13 protein-coding genes and 1 tRNA gene are annotated in these 15,239 nt (G+C 38.6%); all 14 read right to left on the minus strand.

Annotated features, from left to right (window positions below; translation table 11 throughout):
• Nucleotides 1-184: 184 nt before the first annotated feature.
• The 14 genes from ACFILN_RS07645 to ACFILN_RS07710 all read right to left on the minus strand — a co-directional run bounded on the left by ACFILN_RS07645 (nucleotide 185) and on the right by ACFILN_RS07710 (nucleotide 14,675).
• On the minus strand, nucleotides 185-829 hold the full coding sequence (locus tag ACFILN_RS07645; protein ID WP_375671207.1) for an MATE family efflux transporter: 645 nt from the start codon (nucleotides 827-829) through the stop codon (nucleotides 185-187).
• 5 nt (nucleotides 830-834) lie between these two features.
• Entirely contained in the window at nucleotides 835-1,527 is a 693-nt protein-coding gene (locus tag ACFILN_RS07650) for an MATE family efflux transporter (RefSeq protein WP_375671209.1), read from the minus strand.
• A gap of 931 nt (nucleotides 1,528-2,458) precedes the next feature.
• A complete protein-coding gene (locus ACFILN_RS07655; RefSeq protein ID WP_375671211.1) occupies nucleotides 2,459-3,709 on the minus strand; it encodes an MFS transporter in 1,251 nt (416 codons plus the stop codon).
• 314 nt (nucleotides 3,710-4,023) lie between these two features.
• Complete coding sequence (locus ACFILN_RS07660) at nucleotides 4,024-7,221, minus strand: DEAD/DEAH box helicase family protein (RefSeq protein WP_375630996.1); 3,198 nt, start codon at nucleotides 7,219-7,221, stop codon at nucleotides 4,024-4,026.
• Between the two features lie 28 nt (nucleotides 7,222-7,249).
• Nucleotides 7,250-9,118, minus strand: a complete 1,869-nt coding sequence (locus tag ACFILN_RS07665; protein ID WP_375654420.1) for a site-specific DNA-methyltransferase — start codon at nucleotides 9,116-9,118, stop codon at nucleotides 7,250-7,252.
• Between the two features lie 366 nt (nucleotides 9,119-9,484).
• Entirely contained in the window at nucleotides 9,485-9,757 is a 273-nt protein-coding gene (locus tag ACFILN_RS07670) for a hypothetical protein (RefSeq protein WP_375671213.1), read from the minus strand.
• A gap of 351 nt (nucleotides 9,758-10,108) precedes the next feature.
• The gene (locus ACFILN_RS07675; protein ID WP_375630993.1) at nucleotides 10,109-10,237 is read right to left on the minus strand and encodes a DUF2924 domain-containing protein; all 129 of its coding nucleotides are present in this window, start codon (nucleotides 10,235-10,237) and stop codon (nucleotides 10,109-10,111) included.
• Between the two features lie 812 nt (nucleotides 10,238-11,049).
• A complete protein-coding gene (locus ACFILN_RS07680) occupies nucleotides 11,050-11,553 on the minus strand; it encodes a DUF6622 family protein (RefSeq protein ID WP_074380593.1) in 504 nt (167 codons plus the stop codon).
• Nucleotide 11,554: 1 nt separating this feature from the next.
• Nucleotides 11,555-12,112, minus strand: a complete 558-nt coding sequence (locus tag ACFILN_RS07685; protein WP_375637529.1) for a hypothetical protein — start codon at nucleotides 12,110-12,112, stop codon at nucleotides 11,555-11,557.
• Complete coding sequence (locus ACFILN_RS07690) at nucleotides 12,100-12,336, minus strand: hypothetical protein (protein ID WP_375671215.1); 237 nt, start codon at nucleotides 12,334-12,336, stop codon at nucleotides 12,100-12,102. The genes ACFILN_RS07685 and ACFILN_RS07690 overlap by 13 nt, the downstream gene beginning before the upstream one ends.
• 5 nt (nucleotides 12,337-12,341) lie before the next feature.
• Nucleotides 12,342-12,716 carry a hypothetical protein gene (locus ACFILN_RS07695; protein ID WP_375671217.1) on the minus strand — a complete coding sequence of 125 codons (375 nt, stop codon included), beginning with the start codon at nucleotides 12,714-12,716 and terminating at the stop codon, nucleotides 12,342-12,344.
• Nucleotides 12,717-12,886: 170 nt separating this feature from the next.
• Nucleotides 12,887-13,180 (minus strand): hypothetical protein, encoded by a 294-nt coding sequence (locus ACFILN_RS07700; RefSeq protein WP_375630989.1) that lies wholly within the window; start codon nucleotides 13,178-13,180, stop codon nucleotides 12,887-12,889.
• Nucleotides 13,181-13,375: 195 nt separating this feature from the next.
• Nucleotides 13,376-13,452: transfer RNA gene (locus tag ACFILN_RS07705), tRNA-His, on the minus strand.
• 140 nt (nucleotides 13,453-13,592) lie between these two features.
• Nucleotides 13,593-14,675 carry a quinone-dependent dihydroorotate dehydrogenase gene (locus ACFILN_RS07710; RefSeq protein WP_375630988.1) on the minus strand — a complete coding sequence of 361 codons (1,083 nt, stop codon included), beginning with the start codon at nucleotides 14,673-14,675 and terminating at the stop codon, nucleotides 13,593-13,595.
• Between the last annotated feature and the right edge of the window lie 564 nt (nucleotides 14,676-15,239).

Below are 15,239 nucleotides of genomic sequence, written 5' to 3' on the forward strand. Positions count from 1 at the left end.
ATAAACCCATATTATTTTAAAAACTCAACAAATAATATTGAGGCTACAATCAAAGACACTTCTTTTCAATATTAAGCAAGTTTTGTAACCTATATTGTTATCTCCATAGAAGTAAAAACAGCCTCTATGGATGGTGAGTAGCTAAGCCTTCACAGCTAGTGCTTTACAAGCGCTTTTATAACACTCACTCTGCCCCAAACATAGGATTGCATTTTATTAAATAACCCACGCGCATATAATTAAAGAGAGAAACGATTAAGCTTGCACCAATCATGCCAAGCCAATAGCCAATAAAGTCATATTCAAAAAAATTTGCCATTAGCGCTCCCCCAAATAGGCCTAACCCCCAATAACTTATTGCTACAACAATTGTTGACCAAAACGTATCAAGCAAACCCACAAGTATGCCATTGAGCATAGCTCCTAAAGTGCCAAAAGCAAAAGACAATAAGATGAACGGAAGCAACTTCCAAGAGAAAACAACAACGCTGTCTTCAGAAATATTAAAGATGGTTGTAAGGATAAATTCATAAGAGAGATAAACAACCACTGATAAAAATAAGACATAAGCTACAGCAAAAACTGTGACACTCATACGCAGCTGTTTTAGAGCCATATTATTCCTATCTGCTCTATACCACGCTGCTATTGTCGCGGCTGCGCTGGAAATCCCCAAAGCCACCACAGAAATAAGCATATCGAGTCGCATCCCTATCGTATGTGCGGCCAAAGATTCGATCCCATAAGCCGTAATCATGAATGCAATAACCGAAGGAAAGCCCTCCGCAATAAGAATACGTATACCAATAGGTAGCCCTACTCGCAGCAATTTTATTATCGTGAAATCTCTAACTTTGGTCTCAAATAATTAAAGCGAAAAGAATGAAAAGCAGAATTGCGGGACAAAATTATTGCTGCTGCAATAACAATTAAAATACGGATCAAACTGCTCGCAATTCCTGCACCAAAGACACCTAATCCGCTTGCAGAACCTATACCAAAAATAAGCAGCCAAGAGATAAAAAAGTTCACGATGATAGCCGCAAGCATAACCCAAGTTAAGGGCTGTGGATTACCAATTACTGACAGCAATCCTCGGCTATTCACATAAAGATAAAAAAACACCACTCCTATAGCAGCGCCACTATTATATTCCTGTGCTATATTGGCAATTGTCTCATCTTGGCCGAGAAGACACAAAATATTCCTCGTATTGAGTAAAATGATTGCACTCATCATTCCAATCACAAGGGAAAGCCATATTCCTTGATCAAACCATGCCTTTAATGCATATCTATCTTGTCTGCGAAAACTTTCCGCAAGTTTTGGTGCAACCGCGGTAATAATACCTAGCCCAAACAACATAACAAAACTAAATATACTCAGAGCTAACATTGTACCACTCAAGGCTTGCACGCCTAAATGCGCTACAAGCGCTGCATCTGTGAAGGAAATCATCATCTGAGAGATAAACCCTATAGCCAGTGGCATGCCAAGAGAGAGCAATTGCTTCATCACAACAAACATTGTGAAATATCTTTCCATATTGAAGGGCATATTAAGCTCGGATCTTTTAAACAAAACACATTGATTTTTTCCGTAAAGTCTTTCCATCGCAAGTCTTGTGTAAAGGATGCATAATGAGAACGCATTAAGGTAAGAGGAGATGCCCAGTTCTTAAAAAAGAAGCGCAATGCACCTTTATTGGTTTTTTGGACTTTATGCCATGCGTTTTTTTGTACAATACTATGCCCCCAAGCAACTACAGTCATTGATAAAAGATCCTCAGCGAGCCGTTTGTTCGTCTTGTATATCCATTTTTAGTATTTTTAATCAAACTTTTTGGTACTGCAAGTAATACACCTGTGCTAACCTTTGCTTACTCGCTGCTTACATACGTAAAAAAACAAAGCCGACCAAGTTGTCAAAAAACACAGGCATTAGCATTTTTACAATCCATTGTGCCTATACACCAATTAAAAAAGAGCATTTATGATACATAAGGCACCTCGATGCCCCACCGCTTTACGATCTAAAATTATGAAACTTTATTTCAACAACCAACGCACAATATTTTACGGACGCAAAAGCACCATCTAGCACTCACTAGGAGAGCATTCTATAACTATACGCACCATGTCCACATCACAAAACTATAGAGACTTCATATGAATGATTGCCCTCTCCAAAAATAATAATTTTGTCCACCTCCGAATCCAATCTGAAGTATTCATTTAACAACACATCAATATCATATCCTCTTGATATGCTCGTTCGCGATATTTCTGGCTAATAGCCGCACAATCATTTGATGTATTCAAATCGGTAAGCATCTCTACTAAAAACGATGGACAGCTATTAATTTCGACTCAATCCATATAAGATGACCCACACACTATTTTTTCCTGTGTCTTTATGTAAGTCACAGGCAAGTCCCTGTTCAACTGTATCTTCACTTTCAAACCTCCTCGTCTTTTATTAACTTTTTATCAGTATAAAGCCAAGCCAAATTAAGCGGGATAATTAAACATATACAAACCAAGGCAAAACAAAAAGCTGCTTCTATACAAACATTATTTGCCAACCAACCAATCAGCACAAGCGCTAAAATACCAAAAATACGCGCAAGAAAACTAACCATGGATAAAACCGTATTTGCATTCTTTTGTTGAATATGTTTAAAAAACTCTGCTTCAAACTGCGTCATAGGAACAGAAAAAAAACTGTGAAATACGGTGAATAAAATAATAGGAGCCCAACTGTTTGCAACGAGAAGCAGAGCAAGCATAACAACAGCACTTAGGACGAGTGAGCACAAAGTTATCGCCATAGGAGCATATTTTTGCATAAGATATTTAATTACAAAGCGATTAAATAAGTATTTTACGAGAGTATAAGACACAAAGCACAGGCCAAGAATAAGAATTTTAGTCTTTCCTGTTGCATTGTCTAATACTCCTGTTTGTCCCAAAATAAAAGGTTGCCAAAAATGAAATATTGGCTGCAATGCAGCAACAATAAAACCACATATCAATATATAATATAACCCGATTTTTGAGGTAACTAAATAAGTAAAAGCTTCTGTTGCATGCAACAAAGAACCCGATTTTATTGACTGACTATCCGAAGCGGATGCAATACCTATCCCCGTCACCCGACTAAACAAGAATACAAGCACGAGAAACCCGAAAGAACAAAAATAATATGCCGACTGATAATTATCCATACACAAAACAATAAGAACACCTAGAGCACCAGCAACCGTATTCATGAATGCCGTTAGTTCCCGCTTATAGGCGTTTACTTGGTGGTAGACCAAACTACCTTTGTAACCACCGCTATCGATTAAGCCTTTAATCCATGTGCTATCAGCGCCAGAACATAAAGCAAAGCCTAAAGCATATATAATTTCTGCCGGAATTAAGACAGAAAGATTAGGCGCGTAAATACATAAAAAGAAGAAGAGCGAAAAAAAGAAACATGATAAGATAACATTTTTTTTAACGCCAATTTTATCTCCTAAAATCCCACAAGGCACTTCAAAAATACAAATAGCCGCGCTAAATACAATTTGTAATAAGGCTAACTGTGCTATACTAACGCCCATAGACAAGAAAAAAAAAGCATGGAAGGAACCTGTAATCAGCCGAACCCCGCTCATTGCCCCACAGCCATAGAGCAACTTTTTAACTTCATAATCTATCGTCATTAATATATCCAAAAGCTATAAAGCTGGCAGCTTTTTTGCCGCCAGCTTTATATATTTTAAAACTTCAATTCATAGAAGCGCCTCAAGCAGCCATTTTCTGCTCACTTGCTCGGGCTTTGAGCGCAGCAACATCAACCCGTTTAATTTTTTTTCAGGGGTTTATACATATCTTTAGTTTTCATAACTTTACCTCCTGTATTAAATGAAAACAATTAAATTCAACATGAAGTGTACATTATAACTACCTTTTATCAATTTATTATTTTGATATAAAAATCTTTTCTCCCCTCCCCCTTAAGTATTTCATGCTCCAATCATTCTGTAACAACCACCGCAGCACTTGGAAACTCATGCGCCCCTTCGGGCAAAGTACGCTTATATTCACGCCAATTTATCACCGGCTGGTCGTTAAACGCAACGCTCGTTTGCAGTGCAGCAAAATGCGCTTTGCCGCATTTAATCTTCAGTATTTCTTTAAGTCGCAAATCAAACTCGCTATTTGCCCCTTTTGTCTCCAGCACAAAGTAAAGCTTTTGTTCGCCATCTCGCTCTAAAAAAACTGCCCAATCAGGCGTATAAGAACCAATGGGAGTGGCTATTTTAAAACTTCTTGGTAGTTTAAAAAACAATCTGACTTCAGGATCATTTTCAAGACTTTGTGCAAACTCTTTCTCCACACTGCTTTCATAAACCACATGATCATACACACTCTTCTCACTCACAACAGCTGTACGCTCTAAATTTGCCACAAGCTCTTCACTGGTAAAAAGCTCTTGCACACTATATTCTTGCCCGACCAGCTTTAAATATTTAATGCCATCAATTGTAAGATTAACATGGGTTTTATTGAGTATTTCTTCTATGCGCTCTAAAAAAGCTTGTGGATTTTTTACAAACTCATGCTCACGGCCACTCTTGGTCAAAATACCAATAATTGTCTTTGTGGTTAATTTCAGCTTTAAGGTCAAATAATGTACAATGTTCGGCAGTGCACAAAAACTATAATCAAGCGCACTCTGCTTTAATAACTGCTCTTCATAGGTCACACCAGCACTATCCAGTTCTATCTCTGCTGTCTGATAAACCAAATGCGCGGGCGCAACTGGCGCCATTTTTTCCACTGCATCCACTGCTTTGGCAACAAACTCTGTGCGATCAAGCTTTGCACGATAAGTGGTCTTTTTATTGATCTTTTCCCACAAGGCCAAAAACTCTGGTGAAGCCACTGTTTGCTTTTTAAGCTTAACCCGCACCTCGCGCGTAGCATTACGAATAATCGGCATGGCTTGGCTCGCTTCTAGCGCCTGCAGCACAGCCTGCTTCTGCCCTTTACTAAAACGTTCACTTAAATCTAACGTCCCAGTCGCCCATTGCGCTTTTAATGTATCTGTGATTTTTCCTGCTGATGTAAGCAAGGCTTTTTCACGCAACTCAACCAATATATCAGCAGCCTCTTGCGAAGACAGAATTTTTGTTTCTGTCACAGTTGTCATATAAATCAGATCTTGCAGCGTCTCAACATTAATAAGCGCGCCCGCATCAGTTTTTTTCACAATTTCTTGACGCAATTCGCGTGGCATTTCCTCCGCCCCTATAGCATCAAATTCGCTCGCTACTAAATCTTGATCTACTTTAACGACACCTGCCTCATCAATAAAATCTTTTGCAACAAGTATTTTAACAATTTTTTGTGCTTGCGATACTTCCACTTTAGCGGCCACATATTTTACATCTTCATAAATACGGCCAACCAAATGCTCCATCTGCAATGTACCAAGTTTATAACCAATATCCGCCTCTAATTCTTTTTGCAATGTACTCACAAACTCAGCAAAGCTTTCATTCACCATGACATGCAGCACATTTATATCTTTATCTTCTACCTGTTCACCGTGTTGGTTTACGCACAAGCGCAAACCGCGACCAATCTTTTGCCGTACGGTAAAATTCGATTTTTGCTCAATCAACATACACACTTGAAACACATTCGGATTATCCCAGCCTTCTCTCAAGGCCGAATGCGAAAAGATAAAACGCAAGGGGCATGCAAAAGATAATAACCACTCCTTATCACGCATAATCGTGTTATAAGTGTCATCATCAGCTTGGCTGTCGCCCTTTGTATCCTTATAGACGCCTTTTTTGTCTTGCGAGAAATAACCGCCGTGCACGTTTCGAACATTTTGTGCAAACTTAGTTCGCAAGGAGGCATATTTCTTTTTCGCCAACAGCTCTTCATAACATTCTTCAAACATACGCTCATAAAGTGCTGGCTCTTCATCAGAGCTACGATATTTAGCCACCTCATCAATAAAAAAAAGTGATAAAACTTTAATCCCTAAAGGCGCAAGCCGCAATTCTTTATCTAAATGTGTTTCTATAGTGCGATAAATTTGCGCGCGTTTAAGCTCTATTGTATTCACATCACCAAGGGCGTGGCCAAATTTGACAATTTCAGTATCAGAAAACTCAACAGCTTCATCCCCCGCCATGCAATTGATACCCGAAACAATATAACCCCTATAAAGCTCACGCCCGCCCGTAACGCGATACAGATCATCGCCTTGTCTCACTGTAACTGTTTTGCGGCTCACAGTGCCATTCTTTCCCGCAATATCCAACTCTAAGCGCGCCTTAAAGCCATGTTTGTGAGATACGGATTTCAAGGCAATATAGGGACGGTTAAAATTTTGCTCTATCTGATTAGAAGAAACACAAATTTGCTTTACCAGTCCTTTTTTATAAGCATCAACAGGTGTTAAACGATATAAAAGATTAATCTCATCTTTATGCGTGGCACTATAGCGGAAAACACAAAGCGGATTAAGGCTCGCAATAGCCTCCTTCGCTTTTGCTGTATTATCCACCGATTGCGGTTCATCTATGATCACAATCGGATTTGTATCTTGGATATAGCGCATAGCACTTTCGCCATTCAGTCTATCTTGCGGAAGGTTGATAATATTTTCTGCTTTTTTAAATGCATCAATATTGATAATCATAATTTCAATATTGGTAGAGCTTGCAAATTGGCGAATTTGCGAAAGATCTTTTGAATTATAAATAAAATAACGATAGGGCAGATTATCAAACTCTGCTTGAAAATGCTCCCTTGTTACCTGAAGTGATTTATACACCCCTTCGCGAATAGCAACACTTGGTACGACGATAATAAATTTGGTAAAGCCATAGCGTTGATTTAACTCAAAAATCGTCTTGCTATAGACATAAGTTTTGCCTGTTCCCGTTTCCATCTCAATAGAAAACTGCTTTTGCTCTAGCGTCTTACTCGCCAAGAGTTTATTGTTCTGTTGCACCTCTTGTAAATTTGCTAATATGCTTTCATCACTGATCAATAATTGATTACCATAACCAAATTCATTTAACGCTAATTGTCCTTGTTCTGAATGCAAGAAAATAGAAGAATTCCGTCGTGGTTGGCCTTTAAATAAATCAATGACGCTTTTAACCGCATCATTTTGAAATTCTTGTTGTTTAAATTTAAGTTTCATATCGCCGCCCCAATCGTCTCTCTATAGTTTAAATTTTATCAAAACTTACTTCATTGTCTTTAAAGATAAAGTCGCAATTAATAAGCGCCTCATCACTTTTAAAGGCCGCATCAAGCGCTACGATTTTTACGGGCAAATACTTTATCATCTCTTCCGCATCTTCGGGTTCAAAGGGCGGGTCTATGGCTATAATTACCAAGACATCGCCTTCGCTCTCGCCTATATAATAGAATTTTTTGCCATTGATTGGTAAAGGGTAAATTTTTAAATCCAGTGGCCAACCATATTTAAGTATGATTTCGAAGATAATATCTTGATGAGAGCGCTCGGGATTCACCCCCTGCAAAATATGATCCAAGCGCATTTGCAATTGTTCTTTAACATCAAGTGCATTCGGATCAATCGGGCTATCGTCCCATATGGAAAAGTTGGAACTATCGAGCTCTAGAACGCGAAATCCGGTGTCTAGAGGCTGCTCACTTGTGAGTTCTGCTTCATGCTTTTGCTTGATTTGTGCACCAGCGCGGCGAATACGTTCAATACCTATATCGCAGATAGTTTTATAACCAGTTTTATAGGCTTCGCTCTTTTCATCACATAATTCAGGCAATTGCACCATGATGAATTTGCGATTACCACCATCTTCAGCATTCAAAGCCATCACTGCATGCGCCGTTGTACTAGAACCAGCAAAAAAATCGAAAATGATGTCGTTGTCACTGGTCGTCTGTTCAATCAATTGCTTTATAAGACTCACACCCTTGGGATGATCAAAAAATTGGCCGCCTAAAAGTTCTCGTAATTGTTTGGTCGCTATAAAATTCATATCTGTTTCAAGCATTGTACTAAATGGTTTAGTTTGAGATTTAACTTCTGTTTGATGACGTTTATAAGTAGGCGTACCTTGTCCGTTTTTTGGGAAGATCACCTTGCCTTCTTTGATGATGTTTGCCATTCGTCCTTTTTCATAAGCCCATACACGATTGGGATTACACTGGTAAACTACACCCGTTTGTGGATCAGTAATCGGGTAATTAAGATTTGGCCGCTCTGATGCTGTTTTATTGCATGTCAAATTATCAGCCATCCAAGGCCCGCGCGGGTCATTATCGGGGTTGGTATAATTTGCAAAACTCTTTTGTACTCCACTAAAAACAGTGTGCCTGCGACTATAACACAAAATGTAATCATGGTCTGTACTTACATTGTTTTGCGCATCATTAGCACCAGTGCGTTTCCTCCACACCAGCTGCGCAACAAAATTCTCTTCGCCAAACACTTCATCACATACTTTGCGCAAATTATGAACTTCATGATCATCTATTGAGATAAAAATCACCCCATCGTCACGCAATAAGGTCTGTGCCAAACGCAAGCGCGGATAAATCATATTGAGCCAAGCCGTGTGAAACCGCCCCATTGTCTCAGGGTTCGATTTTGTCGTTTGGCTCGTCACTTCCTTATATCGCGCCAATGGGTCTTTAAAATCATCATCATAGATAAAATCATTACCCGTATTATAGGGCGGGTCTATATAGATCATCTTCACTTGGCCAAAATAAGCCCGCTGGATAAGTTTTAACACTTCAAGATTATCGCCCTTAATATAAAGATTATGTGTATTATCAAAGTTTACGCTCTCCTCGCGCTTCGGGCGCAATGTCGCAAGTGAAGGCTTTTGCGCAAGCTTTAAACTTGCTCCTTTGCCCTTCCATTCAAATTTGAACTTCTCAAAATCATTATCAATATATTCGCCGCATAGATTAAGAAGCTGATCTATATCCAGCTTTCCCTCAGCAAAACATTGCGGAAAGACTGCTTTTAACTTTTCTATGTCTGGATTAATAGGGCTTTGACTCATGCCCTCTATTTTATCTTCACCCGCTATTATACTCATCTTTGCGCTTCTCCGTTACGCTTAGTATAAAATATGTCTATGAATATTTCTTTTGTACGTCGCAATTCCTTTTATCCTATTTATTTCTATATCCTCTGCAAATTTACTTTCATGAAAAATGTCGTATAAGCTGTTCTCTTTATTTTTTAAAGTTTCTTGTGCTTGTTTTATTTCTTTTTGCTTACGCAAGTCAGCTAAATAAATTCGCATTACCACATTTTGATCATTTTGCTTTTCTTTGATTTACTTTGCAAAAGCAATAATTTCGCGCTCTAAATTAGCCGCTGTTTGGCATAATAAAGACAGCGATTTTATATTTTTTCTTGTGTGCTATTATGGCACTTACAAATATTATCAATAAGCTTATCAATTGGCACAAGCACATCCAAGTACTATCACTGCCAACGAAAACATAAATTTCTTCATCATGTATTTCGACGCAATAAAAACCATTTCACAAGGGATTATGTCAGCATCCACTTCTAGTTTTCCCTTGTCCGCACAAGCAAGATTTGCTAAAATACCTTTTACGGAAGGTAAAATAAAAACACCCTCAAACGCCCACCAGTAGGCTGAAAATCCTTCCCATGCCATAAAACGCTTTGCCTTTATAGGTTTTATACTGTGTGTCAGATTCATAATAAAATATAGCTCTTATCATTTTGTCCCTGAGTGATTTGTATTGCCTTATCAATCATATAATTAGGCTCATGTATAAACCATGCTTTTACAATCTGCCATAGGAATGTATTAATCTCTTGCACTCGCTCCTTAAATATATTGCGGCATGATTTTTACATTATCAGCAACGTTGGTATTAATTTCCAACCTTCATGACGGTAAGCTTTAACAAAGCTTTCGTCTGCTTCTTTTTGTCGTCCCGTTAGTTAAACTCTTGCTTTAAACCTTCTTCGGTTTTACGTCTATATATAGCGCCGCGTATTGGTTTTATCGCTTGTTTAAGCACCTTTCTTGTCCCCTGTCATCCTCTCATCCCCGCCTTACAAGGCCAAAAAACAAATGGCTATTCCAATTGATGCCGGTAATATGCTTGGCAATAACTTTCAAGCTTTTGTAAATCTTGCCCTCATTGATAGCCTTTTGGCACCACAAGCACATGATGCGTTTGTCCTAAATAATCGTCACTGAAATAAGTGTGCCATAAGGCTTTGGGCTCCTACATTGACGTATACTTTACTGTGGCTATTTCTTGCTCTAATTGTTTACAACTCATTGTCTAATCCTCTCAAACACATGAATGTTCTATTTCCTCGATTAGTCCAGAAAATAGTGTGTGTTCACAAAGTCAGACAAAAGTGCAATTTATTCTTTTGCATTGGATAGCTCAACTCCCTCCACGCTTAGAACCAATAAACCTAAGCTTATTGCTGCTATAAGTTTACCGCGCACCCAAAACGAGAAATTTATATCCTATTGAAAAAATAAATTTAGAAGATCCCTTCTTAAACAAAGTCTCGACTAAATAAGATGGTTTGGGCATTTTTAGCAAAAGAGATAAAAATTCACTATCTCAAGGATCTTAACTACGTTATCGATCATACGCAAAAAAGGTGAGAAGTGCAGATTTCTAAAAGAAATGATAATAGTCTTATAAAGAGAAATGGTACTGCAAGCGATACATCGGTTCGAACGTTCTCTTTAAAAACACACCGTAATTACAAGCGGCTTCAAAAAACAGCCTTACTAATATAATATTAGCTAGAGGGTTACATGTATATCGCAATAATAATGCACTCATTCCCGCAAGAGTGCTCCACATATTATGGCGTAGACTGTACAAACTCTGCCGCTCTTGCATACTCAGGCGTAAGGCCACTTAGTCGTATAGCAGCCGCAGTTTCAACGTAAAATAGCGGACGCTTCTGTATCATAATACTTGACAGAAGCATCAACAGCTAAGGATATAGGAACTAATTTGGATTCTTTCGAAATGCTATATATAAATTTAATGTGCCGCCCCACAACACACCACCAGTAAACCCACTTAAAAGACCAAAAAGAAGGTTAAAATCAAATGCATATTTCAAATCAGGTACAACCTTGAGAAAAACAATCAATGTGAATTTGATGACAAAAGCGATAAGAATAAATGTCAGCGTCAACGGCGTACCAGGCAGAATAATGAAATCCGTTCCCTCTTTGATTTTTAAACGCGCAGTAGCACGCCAGAGCAACCAGCCAACGCCAAAGCCGATCATCAGCCCTGCCAACATTGCGATTGCTCCCCAGCGTGGGAAAGCCAGCTGGTTAATCACATCGCTTGCGCCCAAAAAAAGAAAGACTAACGGCAAGAGAAAAAGGCGGTAAACCTTCGTTTCCCTATCTTTCAATGCGATTATTCCCCTCGCAATGAGAAAAATAAGCAAAATCCAAGCCCATAAAGGGGTTCCGGTCAGAATGTTAAACAATGACATATTATGCTCCATGATGTTTGATGCGATAAAAATATTGCATGATGTTAGGAAGATATTTAGAAAAAAGAATACCAGTACAAATTAAACCCATAGTGACCAACCAAATCTGCGGGGTCCATGTAAAAAAAGCCACTAGAAGGCCATTGGCAAAAAAGATGATTACCCAAATCCATGTAATATATTTATTGATGAGATAAAATAGGATATGTTTGCGTTTTTCTTCAGAAACACCAGCACTGGCATAAAAAATGGTAAAGGGTTTCTTTACCAGCAAGCTAATCAATGAAACCAGAGCAAGTGACAGATAGCAAAAAACTGTGGGGTAGTTCAGTAAAAGTGTAGACCATCCAGCGAAATAATTAACAAACAGGACAATAACTGTCAGAATGTTAGTAATCATCACGGGTTCTCCCTGCCGGACAATTTTAATATTCACAGCAATAATGAACAATGAAATCACAGTTAAGATGAGAGAGCGTTCGACCAGAGTTAAAAAGTTTCCATTGATAACCCAGGAGTAAATACTCCACGGAATAAAAGAGATTATTATGTTAAACATGGCGCATCCTCCTTTTTATATTTGATAGAAAACTTACCGCAAGTGCTTCGTTTTTTAGTTTCCGTATGAATATAAAAAACGCCACCCGGTTCATACTCTGTATCCTGTTTAATGGTCAACTGATAGGTATCTCCCGGATAAACTGCTTCAATGAACTTTACTTTTTTCAGCGCAACAGATGCGATATTTTTTGTCCTACCCTGCGTGGCTAAAGCCAGAACCATCTCAATCATAGTGAACCAGGACATACGGCGCGGGAGGGGAAATGTTCCTCAAAAAGCGGGTGATGCGCATTAAAGGAAAAAGTACAAGAATCTCCGGTTACGGAGGAAATCTTACATAAATCGCCTAGTAATGGAAGAGCGGCTTTCTCAGAACACGAGCTAAAGAAGCAGACCTTACTGACCATGATGATTGCCTGCGCAATAACGGCCTTTCCATTGTCATATGTGCTAGCCTTACAGTGAATACGGTAGGCCTCATTAATGCGTTCAATATGTCCTTCAACGCATAACCGATCGCTATCAAAATGGGTGGTAGAGAAAAACTGTTCAACCATAACAGGGAGATAGCGATAAGTGAGATCCGAGTTTTTAGCCACCACGGTGGCGAATCGAACTGAAAACTGATGCAAGGCTTCGAGTAACAAGCCCTGTTTCAAATAGTTATGGGCTAAATTCCAGTGAGAAATATCGATTTGCCCGCAAGCACGCATCGGTGCGGTTAAGGTAATACTCTGACATATACCCAAGAAATTTGGCTCGGTGTGATGCTTTATAGCCATAATTGGGAGACCTTTTTATATTTTTCTCTTAAATCCTTTGATGATAAACTGAAGGAATGAGTGCTAAACCGCGCTTGATAGTGCGCGAGAAGTATCGGCATACGACAAACGAAAAAAGCCAACAATCCCAGCTCAGGAGCAGCCCGATGTTTGCTCATGATGCTTGCAATTAGAAAATCGACATTGGGTTGCTGTCCTGTATTGTCCGAAATAGATCGCGCAAGCGAACTGAAGGGGCGCATAGGCGCCTGAAAGCGTAAAAAAAAAGAAATCAACCCAGACATCCCGTTGCATAATCGGATGACCAAACCCTAGCCAGGGTTTGTCTTTGCAATAATGCGTTACCGCCACCTCAAGATTCTCTATTTCAATCTCATGGAGGACACTAGAAAGTCGCATGGCAGCATATTTGCAGGCTCCTATATGCGCGAGACCAGTAGCACAAAATCCACCGATTAGTGCAGAAATGACGTCTCTCTTGGTACGGTTGGTGGGATTTGAACCTACGACCTCTGGTGCCACAAACCAGCGCTCTAACCAACTGAGCTACAACCGCATAAAAAGAAAATGTATCATAAATGTTCACGATTTCGTAAACATTTATTCTTACGCTTATGTGACATAAGGAAAATCAACAAAGTTTGCAAGCCCCTTAAAAAAAATCTCGCAATTTTTTGTGAAGAAAAAAGCGTTTTTTTACAAAGGAAATTTTGCCCAATGTTCAAGACTATGATCACGATAGCTTTTTATGTTATCAACTCCATCTTGTTGCATCATCTGCAAAATCTCTTGCAGAATAGTTATGACAAGATCTGGACCTTCATAAACCATCCCACTATATAATTGAATTAAATCTGCACCAGCTTTTACTTTTTCCAAAGCGGTTTGTGCGTCCTTTACACCGCCAACACCAATAATTGCAATCTCCTTCCCTAATTTTTTACGCATTTTTGCAAGCACAATAGTAGAACGCTCAAAAAGTGGACGTCCAGAAAGCCCACCCTGTTCATTACTGAAGTGACTATTGCTAAGCCCCTGGCGTGAAAGAGTTGTGTTAGAAACAATCAGTCCATTAAAATCAGAAAGTTTTATTTCTTCAGCAACATCATCTAATTCTTTCTCTGATAAATCGGGAGCAATTTTTAAAAAAATAGGAATGGAGAATCCATGCTTGTTCTCTTGCTCATTTCGCGCTTTCGAAACTGCACTCAACAAAAGATGCAAACTGTCACGGGCCTGTAAATCACGTAAACCTGGTGTATTAGGAGAAGAAATATTAACCGTAAAATAATCAGCAACATCATAAAAATGAACAATACCAACAGTATAATCATCAATCTTATCGACCGTATCCTTATTGGCTCCAATGTTGACTCCTATAACACCAGTTTTTTTACACGCACGCAATCTATTGTAAACAACTTGATGTCCGTCATTATTAAAGCCCATTCTATTAATAATCGCTTCATCTTCTTTTAAACGGAAAAGCCGTGGTTTAGGATTTCCAATCTGAGGCTTTGGTGTCACTGTCCCAATTTCAGTAAAACCAAATCCTAAACGAAAAATACCATCTACAACCTCTGCATTTTTATCAAACCCCGCTGCAAGACCAATAAAATTTTCAAACTCAAGACCAGCAACAGTTACACACAAACGTTTGTCGATAACCTTTTGACAACCATTTAATCCACTTTTCAGCCCGAGAATCGCTAAACCGTGTGCTTGCTCTGGATCCAACATAAATAAGGCAGAACGGCCAATACAACGAAAAAAACTCATTAATCCTTCTCCACAACATAAAAATGATCCATCGCACCTCACCTATATCTTTTAACACAAAAGATTTCCAATCAAAGAAAGCATATTATCCAAATAATATTCCCCTTCTAGAAGAAAAATCATCATATAATAGCCATACATGTTTATATTGATATATACTGTGTAAAGAACTTTTTATTCTTTAAAAATGTTTCTCTTTTTCGACATTTTTTAAAGATTAAAATATGAATCCTAATCTTATAAAATGCAGCATGAATTGAAACATCAATGGCTCTTTACCATAGTCATGGTTTTGTGGCATCTTATGCAGGCAAGCTCATAATTCTCTTAAATATGCATGCAAATGCCCTCTATTCCCAAAGTTCCTCTGTGTAATATTGTTTTCAACAGAAACAAAGCTTGTTCTATAAAGCTATTTTTTTCCTAGTATTTATAGGATACATGGTTCATAAAAACATCTAAATTCATACTATTGTTGCACCATTTATTAGCAACAGAATGTTCAATCAATTTGTACTCTATTGATAGAATTTTGAAGAATCTGTGTTGTTTCCTTTGCCATTT

The sequence above is a fragment of the Bartonella sp. CL434QHHD genome (assembly GCF_042195145.1).
GTDB lineage: Bacteria > Pseudomonadota > Alphaproteobacteria > Rhizobiales > Rhizobiaceae > Bartonella.